Origin of the sequence: Sodalis sp. RH15 (genome assembly GCF_047324255.1) — a bacterium.
GTDB classification, from domain to species: Bacteria; Pseudomonadota; Gammaproteobacteria; order Enterobacterales; family Enterobacteriaceae; genus Acerihabitans; species Acerihabitans ligni.
The window spans coordinates 5,525,059-5,551,630 of sequence record NZ_CP178738.1 but is presented as its reverse complement, the minus strand read 5'-3'; the positions used below and the strand labels follow the sequence as shown (position 1 = coordinate 5,551,630).

General features: G+C 58.2%; 18 protein-coding genes. 13 read left to right on the top strand and 5 right to left on the bottom strand.

Annotated features, from left to right (window positions below; all coding sequences use genetic code 11):
• Positions 1-67: 67 nt before the first annotated feature.
• The 3 genes from ACL2XO_RS25135 to lsrR all read right to left on the bottom strand — a co-directional run bounded on the left by ACL2XO_RS25135 (position 68) and on the right by lsrR (position 4,664).
• Complete coding sequence (locus ACL2XO_RS25135) at positions 68-1,501, bottom strand: Ig-like domain-containing protein (RefSeq protein ID WP_413741794.1); 1,434 nt, start codon at positions 1,499-1,501, stop codon at positions 68-70.
• A gap of 523 nt (positions 1,502-2,024) precedes the next feature.
• A complete protein-coding gene (lsrK, locus tag ACL2XO_RS25130) occupies positions 2,025-3,626 on the bottom strand; it encodes an autoinducer-2 kinase (protein WP_253073431.1) in 1,602 nt (533 codons plus the stop codon).
• Positions 3,627-3,704: 78 nt separating this feature from the next.
• Positions 3,705-4,664 carry a transcriptional regulator LsrR gene (gene lsrR / locus ACL2XO_RS25125; RefSeq protein WP_413726849.1) on the bottom strand — a complete coding sequence of 320 codons (960 nt, stop codon included), beginning with the start codon at positions 4,662-4,664 and terminating at the stop codon, positions 3,705-3,707.
• 255 nt (positions 4,665-4,919) lie between these two features.
• Between lsrR and lsrA the strand changes: the two genes are divergently transcribed.
• Genes lsrA through lsrG form a run of 6 tightly spaced genes read left to right on the top strand, consistent with a single transcriptional unit; the run spans position 4,920 to position 10,793 of the window.
• Positions 4,920-6,455, top strand: coding sequence for an autoinducer 2 ABC transporter ATP-binding protein LsrA (lsrA, locus tag ACL2XO_RS25120; RefSeq protein ID WP_413725809.1), 1,536 nt, complete (start codon positions 4,920-4,922; stop codon positions 6,453-6,455).
• Positions 6,448-7,518: an autoinducer 2 ABC transporter permease LsrC gene (gene lsrC, locus ACL2XO_RS25115; protein ID WP_132925090.1), complete on the top strand. Its 1,071-nt coding sequence runs from the start codon at positions 6,448-6,450 to the stop codon at positions 7,516-7,518. Before lsrA ends, lsrC begins: the two co-directional genes overlap by 8 nt.
• Positions 7,518-8,519, top strand: a complete 1,002-nt coding sequence (gene lsrD, locus ACL2XO_RS25110; protein WP_132925092.1) for an autoinducer 2 ABC transporter permease LsrD — start codon at positions 7,518-7,520, stop codon at positions 8,517-8,519. Before lsrC ends, lsrD begins: the two co-directional genes overlap by 1 nt.
• 29 nt (positions 8,520-8,548) lie before the next feature.
• On the top strand, positions 8,549-9,574 hold the full coding sequence (gene lsrB, locus ACL2XO_RS25105; RefSeq protein WP_132925094.1) for an autoinducer 2 ABC transporter substrate-binding protein LsrB: 1,026 nt from the start codon (positions 8,549-8,551) through the stop codon (positions 9,572-9,574).
• Positions 9,575-9,597: 23 nt separating this feature from the next.
• The gene (gene lsrF, locus ACL2XO_RS25100; protein WP_413725808.1) at positions 9,598-10,479 is read left to right on the top strand and encodes a 3-hydroxy-5-phosphonooxypentane-2,4-dione thiolase; all 882 of its coding nucleotides are present in this window, start codon (positions 9,598-9,600) and stop codon (positions 10,477-10,479) included.
• A gap of 20 nt (positions 10,480-10,499) precedes the next feature.
• Positions 10,500-10,793, top strand: coding sequence for a (4S)-4-hydroxy-5-phosphonooxypentane-2,3-dione isomerase (lsrG, locus tag ACL2XO_RS25095; protein ID WP_132925098.1), 294 nt, complete (start codon positions 10,500-10,502; stop codon positions 10,791-10,793).
• 388 nt (positions 10,794-11,181) lie between these two features.
• On the opposite strand, the gene ACL2XO_RS25090 is transcribed toward lsrG, so the two are convergent.
• Positions 11,182-12,402 carry an ROK family transcriptional regulator gene (locus tag ACL2XO_RS25090; RefSeq protein WP_203520745.1) on the bottom strand — a complete coding sequence of 407 codons (1,221 nt, stop codon included), beginning with the start codon at positions 12,400-12,402 and terminating at the stop codon, positions 11,182-11,184.
• Between the two features lie 111 nt (positions 12,403-12,513).
• Here ACL2XO_RS25090 and ACL2XO_RS25085 point away from each other — a divergent pair, with 111 nt between their 5' ends.
• From ACL2XO_RS25085 to ACL2XO_RS25075, 3 genes are read left to right on the top strand one after another with little or no spacing between them, the layout of a single operon-like run.
• Positions 12,514-15,831, top strand: coding sequence for a DUF5107 domain-containing protein (locus tag ACL2XO_RS25085; RefSeq protein WP_413741793.1), 3,318 nt, complete (start codon positions 12,514-12,516; stop codon positions 15,829-15,831).
• Positions 15,832-15,840: 9 nt separating this feature from the next.
• Positions 15,841-17,271 carry a sugar porter family MFS transporter gene (locus tag ACL2XO_RS25080; protein ID WP_413741792.1) on the top strand — a complete coding sequence of 477 codons (1,431 nt, stop codon included), beginning with the start codon at positions 15,841-15,843 and terminating at the stop codon, positions 17,269-17,271.
• Positions 17,249-18,115, top strand: a complete 867-nt coding sequence (locus ACL2XO_RS25075) for an aldose 1-epimerase (RefSeq protein WP_413741791.1) — start codon at positions 17,249-17,251, stop codon at positions 18,113-18,115. The genes ACL2XO_RS25080 and ACL2XO_RS25075 overlap by 23 nt, the downstream gene beginning before the upstream one ends.
• Positions 18,116-18,194: 79 nt before the next feature.
• Here the strand turns inward: ACL2XO_RS25075 and ACL2XO_RS25070 are convergent, their stop codons facing one another.
• Entirely contained in the window at positions 18,195-20,024 is a 1,830-nt protein-coding gene (locus ACL2XO_RS25070) for a glycoside hydrolase family 15 protein (protein ID WP_413741790.1), read from the bottom strand.
• A gap of 166 nt (positions 20,025-20,190) precedes the next feature.
• Between ACL2XO_RS25070 and ACL2XO_RS25065 the strand changes: the two genes are divergently transcribed.
• The 4 genes from ACL2XO_RS25065 to ACL2XO_RS25050 all read left to right on the top strand — a co-directional run bounded on the left by ACL2XO_RS25065 (position 20,191) and on the right by ACL2XO_RS25050 (position 26,364).
• The gene (locus ACL2XO_RS25065) at positions 20,191-20,808 is read left to right on the top strand and encodes a TetR/AcrR family transcriptional regulator (RefSeq protein ID WP_413725802.1); all 618 of its coding nucleotides are present in this window, start codon (positions 20,191-20,193) and stop codon (positions 20,806-20,808) included.
• Between the two features lie 156 nt (positions 20,809-20,964).
• Positions 20,965-22,059 carry an efflux RND transporter periplasmic adaptor subunit gene (locus tag ACL2XO_RS25060; RefSeq protein WP_132925113.1) on the top strand — a complete coding sequence of 365 codons (1,095 nt, stop codon included), beginning with the start codon at positions 20,965-20,967 and terminating at the stop codon, positions 22,057-22,059.
• Positions 22,056-25,121, top strand: coding sequence for an efflux RND transporter permease subunit (locus ACL2XO_RS25055; RefSeq protein ID WP_413741789.1), 3,066 nt, complete (start codon positions 22,056-22,058; stop codon positions 25,119-25,121). The genes ACL2XO_RS25060 and ACL2XO_RS25055 overlap by 4 nt, the downstream gene beginning before the upstream one ends.
• A 304-nt stretch (positions 25,122-25,425) precedes the next feature.
• A complete protein-coding gene (locus ACL2XO_RS25050) occupies positions 25,426-26,364 on the top strand; it encodes an Rpn family recombination-promoting nuclease/putative transposase (RefSeq protein ID WP_413741788.1) in 939 nt (312 codons plus the stop codon).
• Positions 26,365-26,572 lie beyond the last annotated feature (208 nt).

Genomic DNA, 26,572 nt, shown 5'->3' with positions numbered 1-26,572 from the left:
TTACTATAAACCCGTGGGTATTGTGTGCCAATCATTGGGACACAATACCCATAGTTGCAACTAAATCCTAAACCCGAGTATGGCATGGGTAGTCGTCAGCGGGGTTACAAGCAGTCTCCGGCGTGACGTTTTCAATTGAATTGGGCGATTCCGCATTATTTGAATGTTCTAACAGCAAATTTTCTTGTTTACCGAGTATCGCGGGTATGGAGAATATGCTATCAGTTGGCCCGTGGTCAACTACAGTCACGAAGGTATATCCTGAATTTGCAGCATTGTAATAAGGTGCATATCGGGAATAAAAGTCGGCGCCAGAACCGGTTTTAAGCGGTTTTAAATATGAGAAACCATCGCCAAGAAATAAAAAGTCCGTTGGCCGACCTGAGGCGCAAACAGTACCCGCTCCTGAATATATATGTGCATAATTTACGCCACAATCCCAAATATAATTATATGTCCGGCTGAGTGATACTTGATACACATGTCCTTGTTGAAAATATATAGGCCCAAATAACGTACTCACTGGAACATACTCTCCTACCCATACTTCATATGAAGGAAAAGTAATGGGGTAGCTGGGAACGAAATTTATGTCTACATTTGTTTGAACGTTATAGTCAGATTGCAGAGAAATAATGACGTTCATTGACCCAGGGTTAATAGTGGAAATATATATGCTGGCCTCACCAAACGGATTGGTCGTGACGGTATTCGGGTAAGTGGCGGCGCCGCCGACGTAAACTTGCAGCACTCTGCCGCCGATTCCTGCCTGCGTTGCGCTATTCACCAGTTTTGCCACCACCAGATTAGTGGCCTGGCCATTCGCGGGCTGGTTATTAACCTGAGGCGTGGCGGACAGGCTATAACTGATAGGCGCTTCAACGAAATTCAGCACCTGAGAATTGGTCACCGTGTTATCTGTGATCAGCGTGGCGACAATTAAAACACGTTCACTGATGCTGCTGGTAACAAACAAACTGGATATCCCGGCGGTATCTGTCTGGACGAATGGATCACTTAGGCCAACGCCGCCGGAATCATAGTGCGCAAAAGTGATAAACTGGCCGGATACCTGCTGACCCGTCATGCTGGAGAGAATGTAGATAATCTGGTTTCGGTCGGAACCATCAGCATTGGCATCATTCTGTATGACTTGGGAATTTAGAACATAGCCGCTCACGGAAGCGCTTTGTACTACTGTGAAAGAGGCGGGGTCAGATGGACTTGTGTTACCTAACCTATCGGTAGCTGTATATTGCATAATATTGCTTCCTATAACAGCATATGTGCCGGGGATAAGGAATTGGTGGGGTAAATCACCAATATTTACAATATCATAAGTAATGACTAACGAACCGTTGAAATATATTCTAACGGTGTCATTTATTCTCAAATTTCCATAAGAAGGAATGTCGACAATTATACCACCATCCGCGGATATTTTGGCCGTAGTAATAGTGTTATTGGTAAGTTGTGGCAAGCTAGGTGGTTGGAGTGCCATAAAGCCCCCTCATATGCTCTAAAATATTTTGTAAATAATTGAAGTTTTCGGAAAATATAAATATGTCCCTATTTATTTATAGTTTAAATTAAACTAATGATGCTATATCAAAGCCTGTAATATCAGCGGTAAATATTTTTGGCCATTTGAATATTGTGACGCAAAAATAATATTTTCATCGCTGACCTACTCCCTTATGCGCTTAAAACTCAGTGCGGCAGGAATATACCGTTCATAAGTGCGTAAAAAAATAAAATTATGCTGAGTTGAGCATCATTATGTTCAATATTACCGGCCTAGAAAAATTAGGCAATGTTGTTATTTGCATGAGGACTGCTAAAACATAACATAAATATAGGAGAGTGGAAGCCATGTTATTCCGGGGCATCCATAACCTGATGTTTTCGCTCTATGATTTGATCGTAGTTGCCTACTGGAATGATAGCCCCGCTTCGCCGGTCTAGCAGACAGTACAGCGGCTGGGCTTGGTTCTATCGCATATGCAAGCGTTAAGCATAATCGTTTACAAGCCCGGCGCTTTCCACATCGAGGTGGTGAGTCCGTTATCCACCAGCCCCAGCTGATCGGCGTATACCGCCTGCCAGCTGGCTTTCATTTGGCGATAGAGCTGGTGATTTTCCGCATTCGGCTGATACTCCCGTTGCCAGCGCACCAGGCGTTCGCCGGTTTGGGCCAGGGAAGGGTAGATGCCGGCGCCCACCCCGGCGGCAATGGCGCAGCCCAGGGCGGTGGCTTCCTTAACGTCGGGCACTTTTACCGTCAGTCCGGTGACGTCGCTGAGAATCTGGCACCATAATTTGCCTTTGGAGCCGCCGCCGGCAAACACCACCGACTTGGGCTGGACCCCGGAGAAACGGGCTATTTGTTCCAGGTTGCAGGCGGACACGATGGCGGCGTTTTCCTCCAGGGCGCGGAACAGCGTTTGTTTATTGCAGCGCTCCGGGTCGATGGAGAGATTGATAAAGGAGGGCGCGGCGTGATACCAGTTTTTAAAGCGCATGGCATCGGAAAAAATCGGCATGACGCCGTAGGACCCCGCCGGCACGCGGGCGGCCATGTCTTCCAACAGGCTGTAGGTATCCACTCCCATCCGCTCGGCAATCAGCTTCTCTTCGCCGCAAAAGGCGTCGCGAAACCAGCGCATGGTCAGGCCGGTGAAAAAGCTGATGGATTCCGCCTGCACCATGCCGGGGATGACATGGGGATTGACGCGGATATTCATGTCCGGGTCGGTGATGGGCGCGGGCAAATTGACCACCTGCTGCCAAAAGGTGCCCCCCAGCACCGCGGTTTGTCCTGGCCGGACGATGCCCAGTCCGAGGCTGCCGAGCTGTACGTCGCCGCCCCCCGTTACCACGGGCGTGCCGGCCAATAGTCCGCAGGCCTGGGCCGCCGGCCCGGTCACCGCGCCCAGCACGGTGCCGGTTTCCCGTACCGGGGAGAGCATATCGGCGCGCAGGCCGGCCATGTCCAGCAGGCTGCGCTGCCAGTCCCGGCTTGCCAGGCTGAGCATGCCGGTGGTGCCGGCGTTAGAGGGGTCCACCGCCAGCTCTCCACTAAGCATATAGGCCAGCCAATCGCTTATCATGGTGAGCGTAGCCGCCCGGCGATAGACATCCGGCCGATGGTGGGCCAGCCATAACAGGCGCGGCATGGCGCTCAGGGCCAGGGTTTGTCCCGAACATTGATAGACTTCGCTCTCAAAACCGTTATCGTGCAGCTCCTTAAGCTCGCTTACTTCACGGCTGGCGCGGGCATCGACATTGGCGCAGGCCCAGATGGGTTTGCCCTGGCGATCGTAAAGCACGATGCCCTCGCGCATTGAACAGGCGGCCACGGCATGGATTTGTCGGGGTTCGATGGCGGCGGCGGCCAGCGCCCGCTGAATGCAGTTGCACACCAACTGCCAGTTTTTTTCCAGATCGAACGCCATGGAACCGGGGATGAGCGGATCCGCCAGATGCCGCCATTCCGCCTGGCCCACCGCCAGCTGATTGCCTTCGATATCAAAAATCACCGCACGAAAACTGCCGGTGCCGGCGTCCAGCGCCATAAGATAGCCGGAGTGAGCGGCGGGTGATGCAGGAGTACAGAGTGTCGTCATTGTCATTATCTCTGTGTCAGCGGCGCCGGAGCGCAGGATAAAAGCCGGGCTGCCGGGCGAACCGTCCTGTTTGATGAGTCAGAGCAGCGCCAGCATGGTTCGTACCGTGCTTTCCTCGGTAATCAATGCATTAATGTGTTTGCCCGCCAAAGCCGCCAGGATGGCCTCGGCTTTTTCCGTGCCGCCCGCCACGCCGATGACCTGCGGGATATTCGCCAAATCCTGTAACGACACCCCGATCAGCTCCTGGTGGATCGGCATGGCCTCGGCCAGCTCTCCGCTGCGCTGCATGAAATAACCGAGAATGTCTCCCACCGCGCCCTTGCGGCCGAACAGCTGTTGTTCCCCTTCGCTGATATAACCTGAACGCATTATGGTGGCCTCGCGTTTCTGGTTCAGCGCGCCGATGCCCACCACCGCGATATCGGCGGCGCAGGCGGTCAGCATGACGTCATGCACGCTGCGTTCCCGGCGGAATATGGCGGCGACCTCGGCGGAGGACGCGCGCAGCGGCGCCGGAATAATGCTGACGCTGCACGCGGCGTCCAACTGGCCGATACCGGTCATATAGGGGCCGACGCCGCCGGACAGCGTCACCAGCCGTACCTGCTGGGAACTGATAAAACCGCTCAAGTGCTGAAGGGTACTCATGGCGGTTTCGCCAAAACCCACCGCCAGCAGCTGCTGCGGCTGTAAATGGCTCATGATCACCTGGGCCGCCCCCACGCCGATGCGCCGGTTGATCTCACGCTGCGGCAACGCCGGCAGTACCCGGACATGCTGTAGCTTGAATCGTTCAAGCAGCACATTCTCCAACTCCAGACAGCCTTCGTAACGGGAGTTGATCTGTACGCGGATCACCCCCGACTGGCGGCCTTTCTCCAGCAGGCGCGACACTTTAAGCCGCGTCAGCCCCAGATGGTCGCCGATTTCTCCCTGGGTCAGGCCATCGTGGTAATAGAACCAGGCTATGCGCGCCAATAATTCGGATTCAGCCATGCCGTTATCCGCCGGGCCAACATTTTCGGAGCCCTTCATTTCAAGACTGGTTTTTTCATGGCTATTTTTATTCATATAGAACACTTCTTAAAATTATATTCAATTGTTCAGTTTGCGGGAGAGGTGAACTGTGACCGGACCTGCAAAAACGTGATGACCTTATTTCCCGATACGACAATGGATGTGCACATGAATGAAATGTGATCAATTTGGCGTTTTTATTATATCACCCCGACTAGGATTATGAACAGTTTTGAATTTAAAATTCATTTGTTCATTCCGGTAGAGAGCGATATGACGCAACGACCCCCGTTATCCCCGGCGCCGCTGCTGCAGGTGCAGAACGTTTGCAAGCAGTATGCAGGCGTGACGGTATTGAAAGATATCAGCTTCACATTGATGGCCGGGCAAGTCCATGCCTTGCTCGGCGGTAATGGGGCCGGAAAATCGACGTTGATGAAAATCATTGCCGGGGTTGAGTCGCCGGACAGCGGTTTAATATCCATTGATGACCGGCCCTGTGAGCGTCTTACCCCGGCCCGCGCCCATCAGTACGGTATTTATCTGGTGCCGCAGGAACCCATGCTGTTTCCCAATATGACGGTGAAGGAAAATATCCTGTTTCGTTTGCCGCGCCGGCAGGCGGACGTCGGTAAATTGCAGCAATTGCTGGAACGTCTCGGCTGTGAATTATCGCTGCAGGCAGCCGCCGGAACGCTGGAAGTGGCGGACAGACAACTGGTGGAGATCCTGCGTGGACTGATGCGCGACGCGCGTATCCTGATTCTGGACGAGCCCACCGCCTCGCTGACGCCGACGGAAACCCGGCGGCTGTTCAAACAGGTGCGGGACCTGCTGGCCCGCGGCGTCGGGGTAATTTTTATCTCTCATAAACTGCCCGAGGTCTATGCGCTGGCCCACCGGGTCAGCGTGATGCGCGACGGGGTCCTATCCCTGAGCGGTCCTATCGGCGATTTCGATACCCAGACGCTTGTCCAGGCCATCGCGCCGATCAATGGCGGCGACGGCCTATCCGCGGCGCAAAAAATGTGGCTTGAGCTGCCCGGGCAGCGGCATACCGCCGATCCGCGCCGGCTGGTGCTGGAGGCGGACCGCTTGAGCGGCGAAGGCTTCCGCCAGGTGTCATTTACCGTACATGCCGGTGAAATCGTCGGCCTGGCGGGGGTGGTGGGGGCCGGCCGCACCGAGCTGGCGGAAACCCTGTACGGCCTGCGTCCGCTGTGGGGCGGTCAACTGCGGCTGGAAGGGCGGGATATCGGCGGGCTGGGGTTGTCCCAGCGGCTTGAGGCCGGCCTGGTCTATTTGCCGGAGGACCGCCAGTCGTCGGGCCTTTATCTTGACGCGCCGCTCTACTGGAATACCGGTGCCCTGGCCGCCGAACGCCATCGCTGGTGGCTGCATCCGAAACGGGAAATGGCGGTGCTGGCGCGGTATCAACGGGCGTTGGGTATTAAATATGCTGACGGCGGCCAGCCGGCGCGTACGTTATCCGGCGGCAATCAGCAGAAACTGCTCATCGCAAAATGCCTGGAGGCGCAGCCGCGGCTGCTGATTATCGATGAGCCGACCCGGGGCGTGGATGTGTCGGCCCGCGCCGATATTTACCGTTTGCTGCGGGATATCGTGGGGCAAAACGTGGCGGTGCTGCTGATTTCTTCCGATCCGGAAGAGATAGCCCTGCTGGCGGATCGGGTTTTCGTCATGCACCAGGGGGAATTGAGCCCGCCGATGCAGGGGGAGGCCGCCACGGTGGAGCACATGATGCGCATGGCCTTCGGTTCCGGCGCCGAGGAGTCCGCCGATGCTTAAATTGCTGCAAAATAATCGCGAACTCACGGCGCTGCTGGCGATTGTGGCCCTGTTTGTGCTGCTGGGGGCGCTGGATCGCAACTATATCGGTATGCAGACATTGCTGATGATTTTCAGCAGTGCGCATATCCTAATACTACTGGCCATGGGCGCCACCTTGGTGATGCTGACGCGCAACATCGATGTCTCGGTGGGATCCATAACCGGCCTTTGCGCGGTGGCGCTGGGCCTGATGTTAAACCACGGTTTCGGATTGACGTCCGCGCTTCTGCTGACCCTGCTTACGGGCGTAGGGGCAGGGATGTTCAACGGCATATTGGTGGCCTGGTGCCGAATTCCGGCCATTGTCGCCACCCTCGGCACGCTGGGCTTATATCGCGGTCTGATGCTGCTGCTTACCGGCGGCAAATGGATCGAAAACCTGCCCGCCGGCCTGAAAGCCTTGTCAAACCCGCTCTGGTTCGGCATTTCCCCCTTCGGCTACGTGATCATTGTGCTTTTTGCCGCGCTGTTCTGGTTATGCCGCCGTACCTCGTTCGGCCGCAGCTTCTATGCGGTGGGGGATAACCTGCCCGGCGCGCGCCAGCTCGGCGTGCCGGTGGATACCGTTCGCATGGCGGCCTTTGCCGTCAACGGCCTGATGGCGGCGCTGGCGGGTATCGTCTTCGCCGCGCAAATCGGCTTCGTGCCCAACCAGACCGGCAGCGGACTGGAGATGAAAGCCATTGCCGCCTGCGTGTTGGGCGGGGTAAGCCTGCTGGGGGGGACCGGCACGGTGGCCGGGGCCATTCTGGGAGCCTATTTCCTCACCCAAATCGACAGCGTGCTGGTATTGCTGCGCTTGCCCGCCTGGTGGAACGATTTTATCGCCGGCCTGGTGCTGCTGGGCGTGCTGATTTTCGACGGCCGCCTGCGGCGGGCGCTGGAACTGAGCCGTCGGCACCAGAAGTATGCCCGTTTTATGCCCGACCCTTCGACGACGAAGCCAAAAGGCCGCAAACGCCGGTCAGGCGGAGCCAGACGCACGGCCATCGCCACCGATAAAAAGGGCGGGGTGGCCTGATGAACAGACTGAAAGAGCACGGCTGGGAAGGCGCGCTGGTGGTCCTGCTGCTGGCGGAAATCCTGCTGTTCGGCGCCGTGAATCCGCGCATGCTGGATGTGAATATGCTGCTGTTCAGTACCAGCGATTTTATCACGATCGGCATTGTCGCCCTGCCGCTGACCATGGTGATTGTCAGCGGCGGTATCGATATCTCTTTCGCCTCTACCGTCGGACTGTGCGCCATTGCGCTGGGCGTGCTGTACCAAAGCGGTCTGCCCCTGGCCCTGGCGGTTCCGCTCACTTTGCTGCTGGGCCTGGCCTGCGGGCTGCTCAATGCCGGACTTATCCTGTATACCGGGGTCAATCCGCTGGTTATCACCCTGGGCACGCTGTATTTATACGGCGGCAGCGCGCTGCTGCTGTCGGGGCTGGCGGGAGCCACCGGCTATGAGGGCATCGGCGGTTTCCCCTCGGCATTCACTGATTTCGCCAATATGACGGTGCTGGGGCTGCCGATGCCGTTATCCCTCTTTGTGCTTACGCTGCTGGTTTTCTGGCTGCTGATGCATCGCACCCGCCTGGGCAGGCAGGTGTTTGTCATCGGCCAGAATCCGAGGGTGGCCCGCTATAGCGCGGTACCGGTGGGCTCTACCCTGTGCGCGGTGTATGGGCTGACCGGCCTGGGGTCCGCCGTGGCCGCCGTACTGATGGTGTCCTATTTCGGCTCCGCCCGTTCCGATCTCGGCGGCGCGCTGTTGATGCCGGCCATCACCGCCGCGGTGCTGGGCGGGGCGAACATCTATGGCGGGTCGGGCTCGATCCTCGGTACCGCCCTGGCCACGCTGCTGGTGGGGTTCCTGCAGCAGGGCCTGCAAATGGCCGGCGTCGCCAGCCAGGTTTCCAGTGCGTTATCCGGCGCATTGTTGATTTTGGTGGTGCTAGGCCGTTCCGCCAGCCTGCATCGCGAAGCAATAACGCGTCTACTGGCCCGCCGGCTGCGCCCGCGGGTTTCTTCCTGAACCCTTCCCATGACCGATGGAGAACCAACATGGCTCATAAAATCTGGCGCAAAGTGATATTGGCGGCGGCGCTCGGCCTGGCATCGGCCAGTCTTGCCGGGGCTCAGGCCGCAGAAAGAATTGCGTTTATACCCAAGCTGGTAGGGGTGGGCTTTTTCACCAGCGGCGGCAACGGCGCCCTGGCGGCGGGTAAGGAACTGGGGGTGGACGTTACCTATGACGGCCCCACCGAGCCCAGCGTCTCCGGCCAGGTCCAGCTTATCAACAACTTCGTTAACCAGGGCTATAACGCCATCATCGTGTCGGCGGTGTCGCCGGACGGCCTGTGCCCGGCGCTGAAGCGCGCCATGCAGCGCGGCGTGAAAGTGCTGACCTGGGATTCCGATACCAAGCCGGAATGCCGTTCAATCTATATCGATCAGGGCACGCCGGCCCAGTTGGGGACGCTGCTGGTGGATATGGCGGCCAAACAGATTTCCAAGCCCCAGGCCAAGGTGGCGTTCTTTTACTCCAGCCCCACCGTGACCGATCAGAATCAGTGGGTAAAAGAGGCCAAGGCTAAAATCGCCGCCGAACATCCCGGCTGGACCATTGTCACCACTCAGTTCGGTTACAACGACGCCACCAAGTCCCTGCAAACCGCCGAAGGCATTTTGAAGGCCTACGGTGATTTGGACGCGATTATCGCCCCGGATGCCAACGCGCTGCCCGCCGCCGCCCAGGCCGCGGAAAACCTCGGCCGACACGATGTGGTTATTGTGGGGTTCAGCACGCCGAACGTGATGCGTCCTTATGTGGAGCGGGGCACGGTGAAAACCTTCGGCCTGTGGGATGTGGTGCAGCAGGGGAAAATCGCCGTGTATGTCGCCCATGAAATGCTGCAAAAAGGCGACCTGAAGGTGGGAGATAAGCTCACCATTCCCCAGGTGGGCCAGGTTGAGGTCTCCCCCAACAGCGTGCAGGGCTATCAATACGAAGGGAAAAACAACGGCATCGTGCTGCTGCCGCAGCGGGTGCAATTCGACAAGGACAATATCGGTAAATATGACTTTTAATCGGTACTCAGGAGGCCGATACCATGGCTGATTTGGATGATATCAAAGACGGGAAAGACTTCGGCATCGGCGTGGCGCAGCAGATTTCGCCGTTCTTCCTCAAAGGAAGCGGGGCGCTGGATTGGGGGATGCAGGCCAGGCTTGCGCGTATTTTCAACCCGGCATCCGGCCATACGGTGATGCTGGCGTTCGATCACGGTTATTTCCAGGGCCCCACTACCGGACTGGAGCGGATCGATTTGCATATCGCGCCCCTGTTTCCCCATACCGATGTTTTGATGTGCACACGGGGCATTTTGCGCAGCGTCGTCTCGCCGGCGGTAAACAAACCGGTGGTGCTGCGGGCTTCCGGCGCCAATTCCATTCTCGGCGAGCTGTCCAACGAGGCGGTGGCGGTATGCATTGAGGACGCGCTGCGATTGAACGTGGCGGCCATGGCGGCCCAGGTCTATATCGGCAGCGAATACGAGCACCAGTCCATCAAAAACATCATCCAGTTGGTGGATCAGGGCACCCGTTACGGTATGCCCACCATGGCGGTGACCGGGGTGGGGAAGGACATGGCGCGCGACCAGCGCTATTTCTCGCTGGCGACGCGCATCGCCGCCGAGATCGGCGCGCAAATCATCAAAACCTACTACACCGACAGCGGCTTCGAGCGGGTGGCGGCGGGGTGTCCGGTGCCGATTGTTATCGCCGGCGGTAAAAAGCTGCCGGAGCGGGATGCGCTGGAGATGTGTTATCGCGCCATCGATCAGGGCGCCTCCGGGGTGGATATGGGGCGCAATATATTTCAGTCCGCCGCGCCGGTGGCCATGTTGAAAGCGGTGCGGGCAGTGGTGCATGAGGGTGAAAACGCCGAGCGGGCCTATCAGCTGTTTTTGAGCGAACAACACTCGGCCTGACGGTCTGGGAGGGGAACGAAATGCATGTGACGCTGGTGGAAATCAATGTCAAGCCGGACCGGGTGGAGGAGTTTCTGGCGGTGTTCCGGCAGAACCATGTGGGCTCCATTCGAGAGCCGGGCAATTTGCGTTTTGATGTGTTGCGGGACGAGCAGTTGCCGAACCGTTTTTATATCTATGAAGCGTATAAAGACGAGCAGGCGGTGGCGGCGCATAAAAAGACCCCGCATTATTTACGCTGCGTGGAACAGCTGGAGCCGCTGATGACGGGCCCGCGTAAAAAAACGACGTTTGTCGGCCTGCTGCCGGAGTAAGGTGAGTAAGCACTGACTGGGGTGGCGTCAACAGGTTCGTTGCACGCTCGATGGACGTGGGCCTGTGCTGCGCCTTGTCCGGCATAGCACCCTGGTTGACATCATGCGCTGTTTGGCTTGTTAACATACAGGTACACTAACGACCAATGAGCACAGAGTGAGTGAGGCGGGACAGGATGCTGGAAGAGTAAACCGTCCGCGCCAGGACGGCGCGGATCGAGCCTCCAGGGATGGATTCACGGCGGGTTTACGATCCGGCATCCTGTCCCGCCCGGGCCCCGGTTGAGCTTGGAAGATGGCTACTCGGTTGGCTTGCGCCGATTCGACCCCATCCGGAACGCTCTCCCTTTAACAGGCCTACCTCGAGCTATGGTGGTAGCGGGGCTGCTTATTTCGCCGCTGCCTCCGCTTTTTGAAACAGCCCGTTTTTCAAAATATCCTCGGCGTACAGAAAGCCGATACCCATCACCTGCTGCTGCCGGGTCAGGCCGCCCACGACGATTTGCGTGGCGTTTTCACGCGTAGTGTTGCCGCCGTCGAAAGGATTGTAATGGGTCTGTTCATGGATGATATTCAGCCAATCGGCGCCGAATTTACAGCTGCGGCCGTAAAGATAGATATGATTGATGTTCAACACATTCAGGAAATTATACAGGCTCAGGCCGACGGCCCGCGCGGCATTATTCACCATCAGGCGTATCTCGGGGTTGCCGCCGTGATATTCACTGATCAACCAGGCGGTGTCGATAGGGGTGTTTTCCAGGCCGCTGTCGGGAGTCATTTTCAACTGCATGCGGGCGCGTTTTTTCAGCGACGAAAGCGAAGCGATGGTTTCCAGGCAGCCATAGCGCCCGCAGGGGCAGGCCGCTCCGTCGGGATCGATAATCGTATGGCCTATCTGACCGCTGCCGAACAGGTTGCCGCGATAAATTTCCCGGTCGATAACAAATGACGAACCGATACCGTAATCGACATTGATAACGCAAAAATCATTGGCGCTGGCGGGATTTTGCCACTTTTCCGCCAGCGCCAGCATGACGCAATCATTGTCAAGCAGCAGCCTGGTGCCGAGTTTTTCTTCCAGCAGATAGCGCAGCTCAACGGGTTCATGCCACACCGCCTGGGGCATTCTCTCGGAAACGCCGGTACGGGGATTGACCTGGCCGTGTACCGACAGCGCGATACGCAGCGGGGTCTGGGGATCGTATTGCCGGTAAGAATGGTACTGCCGTTCAATTTCCTGCTGCAGCTGTTGCGGAGTCATGATCTCTGTTTTCAGGCGTTGCAGGGGCTGCAGCGGGCGGACCAGCCCGTCCGTCAGCACGCTTTCAATCAGAAACGGTGAAATATTCAAACACAGGATATTCCCCCGTGTCGCTATCTGATAACTGCCGCTGTTATTGCCCCGCGTATGTAAATTCACCGCTGACCGGTTCAGGTAGCCCTCGGCCAACAGCTCGTCGAGGATATTGCTCACCGCCGGGATGCTCAACTGGCTCAGGCGGGCCAGGGACGATTTACTGGCGGTTTTCTCGCGGTATAAATGGCTGATTATCACCGACTTATTATGGCTGCGCATAAACTGGTTGTTAATACCGAACAGGCTCATTCACTAAACTCACTTAACTGTATAGCGTGAAGCTTCACAGATATAGGCCAGATATTGTCCTCTATACTGCCTCCACTGGAATGTTTAATCAAAAGATTGAGTGAGGCGGATATGGCAGGTGCAGTGAAGGTGTGGCAGGAAAGCGTCTCGATTCCCACCTACCGGACCGGTGAACAGGATACCCATCCGATGTTTCTGGAGCATCGGGTCTACCAGGGATCGTCCGGCGCGGTGTATCCCTATGGCGTGATTGATACCCTGACCGGAGAGAAATCGCCGCGGGAGTATCAGGCGCTCTGGCTGGAAAATGATTACCTGCGGGTCATGCTGCTGCCTGAGCTGGGAGGGCGTATCCAGCGGGCCTATGACAAAATCAGGCAGCGTGATTTTATCTATCACAACGAGGTCATCAAGCCGGCGCTGGTGGGACTGCTCGGGCCCTGGATTTCCGGCGGCATCGAGTTCAACTGGCCGCAGCATCACCGTCCCACCACGTATATGCCGGTGGATTACCGGCTGCAAACCGGTGAAGACGGCGCCTGTACGGTTTGGCTGGGAGAAATCGAACCCATGCGCGGCCTGCAGGTGATGACCGGCTTTACCCTCTATCCGGACCGGGCGCTGATTGAAATTTCCGCGCGCATCTTTAACGGCAACGATACGCCGCGGCCGTTCTTGTGGTGGGCTAACCCGGCGGTAAAAGGGGGCGACGATCATCAAAGCGTCTTCCCTCCGGACGTCACGGCGGTTTTCGATCACGGCAAGCGGGATGTTTCTACTTTCCCTATCGCTACCGGCACTTATTATAAAGTGGACTACTCCGCCGGGGTGGATATCTCCCGTTATAAGAACATTCCGGTGCCCACTTCCTATATGGCCTACAAGTCGGATTACGATTTTGTCGGCGCCTACAGCCATAACGAGCAGGGGGGATTGCTGCATATCGCCGATCATCACGTTTCCCCCGGCAAAAAGCAGTGGACCTGGGGCAACTGCGAGTTCGGCCGCGCCTGGGATCGCAACCTCACCGACGCCAACGGTCCTTATATCGAGCTGATGACCGGTGTGTACACCGATAACCAGCCTGATTTCACCTGGCTGGATGCCGGGGAAGAGAAACGTTTTGTGCAGAATTTCCTGCCCTACAACACGCTGGGCATGGTGCAAAACGCCAGTACCGACGCCGCCCTGAAGTTGGAACGCACCGCAACCGGACTGACCTGGGGCCTGTACGCCGTGACCACGCTGCATGATTATCGGCTGGCGATCCATAGCGATGGGCAGTCGGCGCCGCTGTTCGAGACCGGCGTGAATCTCACCCCCGCCCAGGCGTTGAAACAGGATCTGGCGGGGGATTTCCCCGGCCGGCTGTCCATTCGGCTAACGGATAACCAGGGCAATATCGTGCTCGATTATCTGGAACATCAAGCCACGGACGCGCCTCTGCCGTCCCCCGCCACGCCGCCGCGTCCCGCCGCCGAGATCAACAGCGCCGACGAAGCCTGGTTTATCGGTCAGCATCTTGATCAATACAACCATGCCGGCCAGGGGGCTGACGACTATTACCGGCGCGGCCTGGCGCTGGATGCCGGCGATTATCGCTGCAACCTGGCGCTGGCGGTGAAAGAGTACAACCGCGCCGAGTACCGGCGGGCCATTGACTATGCCGATATGGCGCTGGTCCGGGCACACCGGCTGAACAAAAATCCCCTGGACGGCGGCGCCAGTCTGATCCGCGCCTGCGCCCATGAGCGTTTGGAGCAATGGGACGACGCCTATGAAGATTTTTACCGGGCAACCTGGAGCGGTAACGGCAAAGAGGGCGGATTTTTCGGCCTGGGACGTATCGCCGCCCGGCGGGGATTATGGCGGCAGGCGCTGGCCTTCGCCGATCAGGGCTTGCTGAGCAACGGCGCCCATTACGGACTGTTGTCCCTGCGGGCGGCAATGCTGCAGCGCAGCGGCCGCCTGGCGGAAAGCCTGGATTATATCGATGGGCAATTGCAGACCTACCCGCTGCATTATGTCCTGCTTGCCTTGCGCTACCTGTTTGATAATCGGCCGGAATCCCTGGACGAACTGCGGCGGGTCACCGGCGGCCGGGGCATTAACGCCCTGACCATCGCCAATACCCTGTTGTCGTTCGGCCTGCGCCAAGAAGCCCTGGCGGTGCTTGATCTGCTGGACAGCCGGGAAACCCTGCCGGTTTATCTCCGTGCCGTGCTGCTGAAGGACAGTATTCCCCATGAACAGTATCTGGCGTTGCTCGGGCAGGCGCGGGATAACTTCGGCCAATGGGTGCGGTTTCCCAATCAGCTGGCGGAAGCGGCCATGCTGGAACAGGTGCCGGAGTGTTATTTCGCCTGCTATCTGTTGGGCTGCTTTCATTACAGCAAACGCAGCTACGAACGGGCGGTAGCCTGCTGGCGGCGCTGCCTTGAGCTGGAGCCATCATTTGCCGGCGCCTGGCGCGATCTGGCGGTGTTTTATTTCAATAAGCGGCATGACCGGGCGCAGGCCGAGCACTGTTTGCAACAGGCCTTCACCTTGGCGCCCCTGGATGCGCGGCTGTTGTTTGAATGGGATCACCTGCGCAAGCTTTGTGGCGTTCAACCTGTCGAACGGCTGAGGTTGTTGTCGGCGCATCTGCCGGTGGCGCTAAAACGCGACGATCTCATTGCCGAGCTGCTGAGTTTATACAATCAGCTGGGGCAGCCGGAAAAAGCGCAGGAGCTGTTGCATACCCATGCCTTCCACCCTTGGGAAGGCGGCGAGGGCAAAGTCACCGCCCAGTATGTGATAACGCAGCTGCGCCAAGCCCATGCCTTGCTGGCGGACGGGCGGCCCCAGGCCGCTATGGCGAGCCTGGATGCGGCGCTGCATTATCCGCCGAACCTGGGGGAAGGCCGGCTGGTGGGGCAGACCGATAATGACATCGCCTTCTGGCAGGGGGTCTGCGCGGCCCGGTCAGGGGACAGCCGGCAGGCCCGGGAATACTTTCAGCGCGCGGCCCAAGGCAGCGGCGACATGAATGAGAGCCGTTATTACAACGACCAGCCGGTGGACTATCTGTTCTACCAGGGCGCGGCGCTGATGCGTCTGGGGCAACGGCGACAGGCGCGGGACATTTTCAGCCGGATGCGGGACTGGTCGGCGGCGGCCATCAGCCGGCCGGTAGAAACGGATTTTTTTGCCGTGTCTCTTCCCGACCTGGTGGTGCTGGATAGCGATCCGCAGCAAAACCATCAGCAACATTGCCTGTTCGTCAGCGCCCTGGCTTATCTGGGGCTGGGGGACGACGCCCGCTGGCAACAGCAGCGCGCCGCCTTGCTGGCTTGCAATCCCAACCATGATAAAGCGCAGATATTCTCGACGTTGGCGGACATGCTGGCCACAGAGATGCAGGACTGCTCACCACAAAACCAATAGGGTGGTCGTATGAAACACAAAAGTCAGCTTAATCTTGCCTATGTCTGGTCTATTTGTCTGGTGGCCGCCTGCGGCGGTCTGCTGTTCGGTTATGACTGGGTGGTGATAGGCGGCGCCAAGCCGTTTTATGAAGCCTATTTCGGTATCACCAATCCAGCCCAGTCCGGCTGGGCGATGAGTTCAGCCCTGGCCGGCTGCGTGGTGGGGGCCATCATCTCCGGCACGCTGTCCGACCGTTTCGGCCGTAAACTGCCGCTGCTGCTGGCGGCGGTGCTGTTCACCGCGTCGGCCTGGGGATCGGCCACGGCGCATAACTTCGAGGTGTTTGTGGCATTCCGGATTATCGGCGGCATCGGTATCGGCCTTGCGTCGGCACTCTCCCCCATGTATATCGCCGAAGTCAGTCCGGCGGAAAAGCGCGGCACCTTTGTGGCGGTGAACCAGCTGACCATCGTCATCGGCGTGCTGGCGGCCCAGTTGGTGAACCTCATGATAGCCGAGCCGGTTGCCGCTAATGCAGGCATGGCGGCCATTGCGCAGTCATGGAACGGTCAAATGGGCTGGCGCTGGATGTTCGGCTCCGGCGCGGTACCGGCGGTGGCGTTTTTGATTCTATTGTTTACGGTGCCCGAATCCCCTCGCTGGCTGGTGAAGGTCGGCCGCTTCGAGAAGGCGGAAAAAGTGCTGGCTAAAATCGGCAACGCCGATTATGCCCGCGCGATGCTGGCGGAAATTCGCCGCTCCATGGACGCGGACGATGCGCGGCGGGTCCGGTTGCCGCAGCTGTTCGCCCGCCGGGTCCGGCCGGTGATGATTATCGGTATCGTACTGGCGGTGTTCCAGCAGTGGTGCGGCATCAACGTTATCTTTAATTATGCCCAGGAGATCTTTGCTTCCGCCGGCTTTGATATCAACGATACGCTGAAGTCCATTGTCGCCACCGGGCTTATCAATCTTATCTTTACCATTGTCGCCCTGCCGCTGGTGGACAAGCTCGGCCGCCGCAAGCTGATGCTGCTGGGTTCCCTGGGACTGACCATTATCTATGCCCTGATCGCCGCCGCCTATGCGTTCGGCATTATGGGTATGCCGGTGCTGTTGCTGGTGCTGGTGGCCATCGCCATCTATGCCCTGACCCTGGCGCCGGTCACCTGGGTATTGCTGTCGGAAATTTTTCCCAACCGGGTACGCGGCATGGCCATGGCGGTGGGGACCTTCTCCTTATGGGTGGCCTGTTTCCTGCTGACCTATACCTTCCCGCTGTTAAACGCCGCGCTGGGGGCCTCGGGCAGTTTCCTGCTGTACGGCATTATTTGCCTGGCCGGGTTTACCTTTATCTGGCGTAAAGTGCCGGAAACCAAAGGCGTCACGCTGGAGGCGCTGGAACAGCGCTTCGGCGACCAGGCGGAGCTGGATTATGCACAACATCACGCTGAATAATAACGAGCTTTCCCTGCGGTGCAGACTGCAGGGGGGCGCGCTGTTAAACCTCGCCACGCCGGACGGCGTCAATATTCTGCGGCCCACCATCAACCCCCTGGCGCCGCCGGGGGAATGCGCCCTGTTTCCCATGCTGCCCATGGCGAACCGGGTGGAGGGCAACGCTTTTCACTGGCGGGGCAAGAGGATAAGCTTGCCTTCGTCGCCCTACGATGAGCGCTTTTTTCTGCACGGCGACGGCTGGCTGCGGCCCTGGACTCTGGAGCAACGGCAGCCCGACTCGGTCACCCTGGCGCTGGCATCTGTACTGCCCGGGGTCTGCAGGTATGATGCCCGGCTGCGCTATGAGCTGCAGGGCGGGACGCTGCTGGCTACCCTCGGCATCACCAACACTGACGACCAGCCCTTTCCCTTCGGGCTGGGGTTTCATCCCTTTTTTACCAAAACCCCCGCCATGACGCTGTGGTTCGAGGGCAACGGCTATTGGCCGGAACGGGAGCACCATCTGCCTGCGCCCTGGCGTGATACGCTGCCCGCCGGGTGGAACTTTTCCTCACCCCGCGTGCCGGGGGATAAATGGATCAATAATGCTTTCTCCGGCTGGCCGGGCAGGGCGGCGCTCCATGATGCACTTGACGGCTCCATCGTCACCCTGAGCAGCAGCGCCGATATACTGATGGTCTATCAACCTGACGGCAGCGATTTTATCTGCCTTGAACCGCAGACCCACCCGGTGAATGCCCATCGCCAGCCGGCACTGCCCGGCCTGGCCATACTGGAACCGGGTGAATCCGTGACGCTTGAGATGCAAATCAGCCGCACCGTCCAGCAAGGAGCGGCTTGAAGGTTGACAAACGTTCTCGGTGTCAATAAGGCGGGGCACTGTGTCAACAAACTCACCGCTGCGTAAGGTCGTTAGCGCATCAAGGTTGCCAGAGCGGCTCGCCGCCGTTCAGCTTGCGCTCCAGGAAAAATGCCGCGCTGATCAGGGCCAGGTGGGTCAGCGCCTGAGGCGTGTTGCCCAGGGCATATCCCCGCCGGTCGAACTCCTCGGCATACAGCCCGAGGGGATTGGCATAGCTGAGCAGCTTTTCAAATTCAAAATGCGCTTCCTCCAGGCGATCGGCGCGGGCCAGGCACTCCACGTACCAGAAGGAGCAGGCGGCGAACGCCCCCTCATCGCCGGGCAGCGGATCGGAGGGGGTATCGGCATTGTTGTAGCGCCGGACCAGCCCGTCCTGCACCAGGGAGTGTTTAATGGCGTCCAGGGTGGCAAGCCAGTCGGGATCGGTGGCGCCGACGAACCGGAACAGCGGCATCAGCAGCATGGATGCATCCAGATCCTGCCCGTGGCGGGTGGCGGTGAAATGGCCCAGATCCTTATTCCAGAAGTGGGTCCAGATATCCTCGCGGATCGCCGTGCGGGCCTGATCCCAGCGCGCATAGGGCATCGGCAGGGATCGTTTCGCCGCCAGCCGCAGGGCGCGATCGATGGCCACCCAGCACATCAGGCGCGAATGCAGAAAATGCCGGGGCTCGCCGCGCATTTCCCAGATGCCGGCATCCGCCTGGTTCCAGTTTTCACACACATGATCGATCATCTTGGTGATATGTTCCCAGCCCCGGTGAGATATGGCTTCACCGTATTTATTGGCCAGGTACACCGCGTCCATCAGTTCGCCATAGATATCCAACTGCACCTGCCGGTAAGCCAGGTTGCCGATGCGCACCGGCGTTGAGCCGGCATAGCCGGACAGATGGGGTAAATCCTCCTCCGGCAGGTCGGTTTCGCTGTCCAGCCGATACATCACCTGCAGCTTATCCGGCTGGTACTGACTGTGCTCCAGACAGCGGGCAACCCACTTGATAAAGGAGGTCGCCTCTCCGGTATAACCCAGGCGCATCAGCGCATAGACGCTAAAGGAGGCATCGCGGATCCAGGAGGCGCGATAATCCCAATTGCGTTCCCCGCCAAGATGTTCCGGTAATCCGAAAGTTGCGGCGGCGGCAATGGAACCGTGGCGCAGGGAGGTCAGCAGTTTCAGCGCCAGGGCTGAACGGTTCACCATCTCCCGCCAGCGGCCTTTATAATTACCGGCGGCACACCAGTTTCGCCAGTACTGCAGGGTGGCGGTGAAACAGGCCAGATTGTCCCCCGCCGCCACGCGCTCATCCTCGGCGCTGCCGAAAACGAATTCCAGCGACTCGCCGGCCTTGAGTACAAAGCGGGCCACCGCGGCATGCCCCTCGACGTGCAGCGGAACGCCGGCCGCCAGACGCAGCACCGGCTGTCCCGGCGCGCTGAAATCCACCGCATCCCCATGACGGGCGGCGCGGGTGGCGGCGCGGGCATAGTCATGCACCGGTCCGCAGCGCAGCTCAAAATTCGCCTCGCCCTGTAATACCGCCAAACGGCGGATGATCCGCGGCGTTTGGTGCGGATCGTCGCAGATCGGCATATAGTCGGTCACTTCAGCCACGCCGGCGTCGTCAAGCCAGCGGGTTTGCAGGATATTGGTATCCGGCAGATAAAGCTGCTGGCGCCGGGCATCGGGCCAGCGTGGAGCAAGACTGAAGATACCGGCGGCATCGCTGTCCAGCAGGGCGGTGAAGATCGACGGGCTATCGAGATCCGGCCAGCAAAAATAATCGATGGTGCCGTCAACGGCGACCAGCGCGCAGGTGCGTAAATCGCCGATAATGCCGTGATCGCCTATGGGCCGCGCCGCGTCGGTTTTGCGTCGTTGGGTCATGCTTGATTTCCTTTCCTGATGTCAAGAACGGGCGCATAGGCCGTCAGATGTGAAGAGTGTATGCTTAAACTATAGTGTAGCCTTTATCGGTGAGGGATCGTTTTCCGCGCCGTAGCGGCCGAAGAGGCCTTTCCGTTTTGTTCCCTGCACAGTGTATAATGCGGCCATGAATATAAAAGCATCCCCCCATGCCGGGGTTCGGGGTCCGGCGGACCATAGTATCCGCGATCAGATTCTGCTGGCGGCCGACGAGCACTTCAGCTACTACGGCTACGGCAAGACCACGGTGTCGGATCTGGCGAAAGCCATCGGTTTTTCCAAAGCCTATATTTATAAATTTTTCGATTCGAAACAGGCCATTGGCGAAGCCATCTGCCACAAATGCCTCAGCAGCCTGCTGGACAAGGTGCGGGAAGCGCTTGGGGAAGGCTCAACCGCCGCCGATGGGTTGCGCATCTTGTTTACCACCATCGCCGCCGGCAGCACCGATCTGTTTTTCTCCGATCGTCGGCTGTATGACATTGTCATTTATTCCACCGGAGAAGAATGGCCTTCATCCCAGGAATATGAGCGGCAGGTGCGGGAACTGCTGAAAAATATTCTCCGCCAGGGGCGGGAAACGGGTGAATTTGAAACGCGAACTCCGCTTGAAGATCAGTGCCGCAGCATCTTCCTGGCCATGGAGTCGTTTGTTAACCCCTTATTATTACAGCATAAACTTGACGGCATCCCCGCCGCCATTGATGATCTCATCAAGCTGGTACTGCGAAGCTTGACCCCGTAGCCGATTGTACTGATTTGCCTCATAGGTTTAACGTTACGCTTTATCCTGACGGCGGTTCACATCGATAAATTGTATCAAATGATCGGCTTAAGTGACTATTGACATATTTGGTCACTAGATGTCAGACTGGCTCCTCTGTTTTCCCGGAGGATTACCATGTTTCGCAATAGTTCCACCTTTCTGGTTTTTGTTGCCGTCCCCCTGGCGCTCGGCTTGACCGCCTGCGGCCAGGCCCAACAGCCGGATCCCCGCACCGGGTCGCCCCTGGTGCGCACCGCTGTGGTGGAGGAATTCAGCCACGCTGAAAAAGCCTACACCGGCACTGTGGTGGCCAGGGTGCAGAGCGAGCTGGGTTTTCGCGTCGCCGGTAAGGTGGTGCGGCGTCTGGTGGACGCCGGCGCGACGGTGAAACGCGGCCAGCCGCTGATGCAAATCGATCCCGCCGATTTAGCCCTGGCCGCCCAGGCGCAAACCGGCGCGGTGATGGCCGCCCGGGCGCTGGCGGCGCAAACTTCCGCCGACGAGCGGCGCTATCGGACGCTGGTGGCAAAGGGGGTGGTCTCCGCCTCCGCCTATGATCAGGCCAAGGCCGCCGCCGATTCGGCCCGCGCCCAGCTCAATGCGGCGCAGGCGCAGGAGGATGTCGCCCGCCATCAGGCCGGTTATTCGGTGCTGACCGCCGATGACGACGGCGTGGTGATGGAGACCCTGGCTGAACCGGGGCAAGTGGTCTCTGCCGGGCAAACCGTGGTGAAGCTCGCCCACGCCGGACCGCGGGAAGCGGTGGTGTACTTGCCGGAAACACAGCGGCCCCTCCTTGGCACCACCGGGCAGGCCAGGCTGTATGGCGACCGGCCCATGAGCGGCAGGGCGACGCTGCGCCAGCTATCCGATACCGCCGATCCGCAGACCCGCACCTTCGAGGCCCGTTATGTCCTGTCGGGAGCCATGGTTACCGCTCCCTTGGGCGCAACCGTCACCGTTGCCCTGCCCGATCCCGGCGCCGACGGATTGGTGAGCGTACCGCTGGGGGCGTTGTACGATGAAGGTCAGGGGCCCGGCGTCTGGCTGGTGGCGGGGGATAAACCCAAAGCGGTGTGGCGGGCGGTTCGGCTCTCCGGCCTGACGGAGGAGAGCGCCATTCTCTCCGGCGGCCTGAAACCCGGCGATCGTTTTGTCACCCTCGGCGCCCATCTGCTGCATCAGGACGAAGCCGTGCGCCTGGCCGATAACGGCGGGGCGGTGAAATGAGTGGGTTTAATCTTTCCGCCCTGGCGGTACGTGAACGGGCCGTCACGCTGTTTCTTATCGTCGCGATTTCCGCCGCCGGCGCCTTCGCTTTCCTGAAGCTGGGACGGGCGGAAGATCCGGTATTTACCATCAAGGTCATGACGGTAGTCACCGCCTGGCCCGGCGCCACCGCGCAGGAAATGCAGGATCAGGTTGCCGAGCCGCTGGAAAAACGGATGCAGGAATTGAAATGGTATGACCGGACTGAAACCTATACCCGGCCCGGTCTGGCCTTTACCACCGTTACACTGAAAGACTCCACGCCTCCGTCGGAGGTCCAGGAAGAGTTCTACCAGGCGCGCAAGAAGCTCGGCGATGAGGCCGCCAATCTGCCGGTGGGTGTTATCGGCCCCACCATTAACGATGAATACGCCGATGTCACCTTTGCCCTCTATGCCCTGAAAGCCCGGGGAGAACCGCCGCGATTACTGGTGCGCCAGGCGGAAACCCTGCGCCAGCGCCTGCTGGGCGTGCCGGGAGTCAAAAAAGTCAATATCATCGGCGAGCGGCCGGAACGGATATATGTCGAGTTTTCCTATGCCCGCCTGGCCACCCTAGGGGTTTCCGCCCGGGATATTTTTACCGCCCTCAACGCGCAAAACAGCGTGACGCCGGCGGGTTCCATCGACGCTAACGGACCGCAAATCCAGATTCGCCTGGACGGGGCATTCAATAGTCTGCAAAAAATCCGCGATACCCCCATCGTTGCCGCCGGCCGGACGCTGAAGCTTTCCGATGTGGCCGATGTCAAGCGCGGTTATGAAGATCCCTCCACCTATCTGATCCGAAATCAGGACGAGCCGGCGCTGTTGCTGGGTATCGTGATGCGCGATCGCTATAACGGGCTGGTGCTGGGTAAAGCGCTGGAGAAGGAAGCGGCGGACATCTCCGCCAGGATGCCGCTGGGCCTGACGTTCACCAAAGTCACCGATCAGGCGGTAAATATCAAAGAATCCTACAACGAATTCATGCTGAAATTTTTCGTTGCCCTGGCGGTGGTGATAACCGTCAGCCTGGTGAGCCTCGGGTGGCGAGTGGGAATTGTGGTGGCGGCGGCGGTGCCGCTGACCCTGGCCGGCGTGTTTATCATTATGCTGGCCACCGGCCGCGACTTCGACCGCATTACCCTCGGCGCGCTGATATTGGCGCTGGGTCTGCTGGTGGACGATGCCATCATCGTCATTGAAACCATGGTGGTGCGCATGGAGGAGGGGTTTGATCGCATCTACGCCTCCGGCCAGGCCTGGGTCAGCACGGCGTCGCCCCGCCTGGCCGGCGCGCTGGTGACCTCCATCGGCCTGATGCCGGTAGGCTTTGCCGCCTCCAGCGCCGGTGAATACGCCGGCAATATCTTCTGGATCGTGGCCTTTGCCCTGCTCACCTCCTGGCTGGTGGCGGGGGCGTTTACCCCCTATCTCGGCGTGAAGCTGCTGCCGGATATCAAGCCCATTCCGGGCGGTCATAAAGCGATATACGGTACGCCGCGCTATAAACAGCTACGTTCCCTGATCGCCCGCGCGGTAGCCCACAATAAGAAAGTAGTGCTGGTGGTGGGTCTGTTTTTCCTGGTGGCGTTTTTTGGTCTGGGGGCGGTAAAACAGCAGTTTTTCCCCGTCTCCGACCGGCCGGAAGTGTTATTGGAAGTGCAACTGCCCGAAGGCAGCACCATCGAGGCCACCAGCGCGGCGACCGCTAAAGTGGAGGAGTGGCTGAAGCGGCAGCCGGAAGCCAGACTGGTCACCTCTTACATCGGCCAGGGCGCGCCGCGGTTCTATTTAGCCATGTCGCCGGAATTGCCCGATCCCTCCTTCGCCAAGATCGTAGTACTCACCGAGAATGAACAGGCCCGGGAAACGCTCAAGTATCACGCCCGGCAGGCGGTGGCCGACGGATTGGCCCCCGAGGCGCGGGTGCGGGTCACGCAATTGGTATTCGGTCCCTACTCGCCGTTTCCGGTGGCGTTCCGGGTCATGGGGTCCGACAGGGAAATCGTGCGGGAAATAGCCCGCCAGGTCCGGCAGGTAATGCTGGACAACACCTCCATGCGCCAGGTGAATACCGACTGGGGCGAGCGGGTGCCTGCCGTCCATTTCGTGCTGGATCAGGATCGGCTGCAATCCTTCGGCCTCAGTTCCCAGGACGCCGCGCAACAATTGCAATTTTTACTGAACGGCGTGTCGGTAACCCAGGTTCGCGAGGATATCCGCACCGTCGAGGTAGTCGCACGCAGCGCCGGCGGCGAAAGGCTGGATCCGGCAAAACTCGGGGACTTCACCCTTACCGGCAGCCAGGGGCAGCGGATACCCCTTGAACAAATCGGTCATACAGACATCCGCATGGAGGATCCGATTATTCATCGCCGGGATCGCATGACCGCCATTACCGTGCGGGGGGATATTGCCGACGGTCAACAGCCGCCGGAAGTCGCGTTGCAAATCATCAAAAGCCTCCAGCCCATCATGGCTAAGCTGCCCGTGGGTTACCGCATTGAAACCGGAGCCGCTCTGGAAGAAGCGGGTAAGGCCAACACCGCGCTGGCCGCGATTTTTCCGTTAATGCTGATCCTGATGATGATTGTGATTATTTTCCAGGTGCGTTCGCTGTCCGCCATGGCCATGGTGCTGCTCACCGCGCCGCTGGCATTGGTTGGCGTGGTGCCGACGCTATTGCTGTTTAACCAGCCGTTCGGGTTCAATACCATTCTGGGTCTTATCGGGCTGGCGGGTATTATCATGCGCAATACTCTGATTCTCATAGGCCAGATACACAGCAACCAGCATGAGGGGCTAACGCCCTACGACGCGGTGGTGGAGGCCACGGTGCAGCGGGCGCGTCCGGTAATCCTGACGGCGCTGGCGGCGGTGTTGGCGTTTATCCCGCTGACCTTTTCAGTTTTTTGGGGTTCGCTGGCGTTTACCCTCATCGGCGGTACCATTGGCGGTACGGTGCTGACGCTGATTTTCCTGCCCGCGCTCTATGCCGCCTGGTTCCGCATTAAGCCGCCGATAAAAGCCGCCGTCTGAAGGCGATGGTTAGTGAGGATATACCGGCCGGCGGGACACCCGCCGGCCGGTATATTCTAGGGGATTGATTTCATCCATAGGCTTTTTTGCAGCGATGCCGTGCCGCCAAGCTAAGACGGCATAGGGCAAATGTATAACCTCATATATACGGTTTAATACGAAATTTATTTACCGTATCGAGCTGGTTTTTTTGTTCGACTTATTATTTAGGTCCGTTATGATGTTTAGTATAATTTGGAAATAACTCACTTTGGAATAACTGACCTTTATTATTGATATTAAATTAGTGATAAGGATATCCTATATGATAATAAATTATTCTCATCATGATGCTTTATTTAAGAAGTTTCTCGGTGAAATCGACGTCGCCCGAGATTTTTTTAATAATCATTTACCGCCCTCTTTACGCCACCAGTGTCATTTCAATACACTCTCATTGTGTTCAGGCTCTTTTATAGAACTCAATCTGCGTCATCACTGCTCGGATATGTTGTATTCGGTGCGGACCCGGCGAGGCAAGGGTTATATCTATTGTTTGATTGAACACCAGAGCAGCCCGCAGAAAATGATGGCCTTTCGTTTGATGCGTTACAGCCTGGCGGCCATGCAGCAGCATCTGGACAAAGGCAATAAACGGCTGCCGGTAGTGGTACCTCTACTGTTTTATCATGGGGTCCGAAAAGGTTATCCCTACAAAAACGGCTGGTTTGATTGTTTTGACGATAATGCATTAGCCCGGCAGGTATACAACCACCCCTTTCCGGTAATCGATCTCACCATGATACCGGATGATGAAATCAAGACTCATGGCCGGGTTGCTATGCTGGAATTGGTGCTTAAACATATCCGTATCCGGGATATAGGGACGTTGGTGGAGGATCTCGGCACCCTGATAAACCAGTGGCAACCGTCCTTTGAGCTGCGTATAAGCCTGTTTCGCTATATCTTGCAGGCAGGGAAAACTTTTGATAGTCAGCTATTAATTAATAAATTAAAGGAACAAGCGCCGCTTTTTTTGGAGAAAGAAGAAATGATGACCATAGCGCAGCAATTGAAAGATGAGGGTAGGTTGGAAGGCAAAAGAGAAGGCAAAAAAGAAGGCAAAAGAGAAGGCAAAAGAGAAGGGAAAAGAGAAGGGAAACAGGAGGTGGCACGACAGCTCTTATTGCGCGGCGTGAACCGCATCATGATCAAAGAAGTGACCGGCTTTTCGGATGACGAACTGAAGCTGGTGTCGGACTGAGCCTATCACCGGTGTTTGCGCTACCGGCTCTGTAAGTCCTTCCTCTTGGCAGGCAGACCCATGGCGTGATAACGAGAGCGCATTGCCGTTGGGACATTTGTCAACGTTCCGGCTCTATCATCAAGGTAGGATACTTTCTGACGGGAGGCCGCTGTTCTCGCGGCGGTAATATAAACAGCGGTCATACAATCGCCACGGAGAAATACTC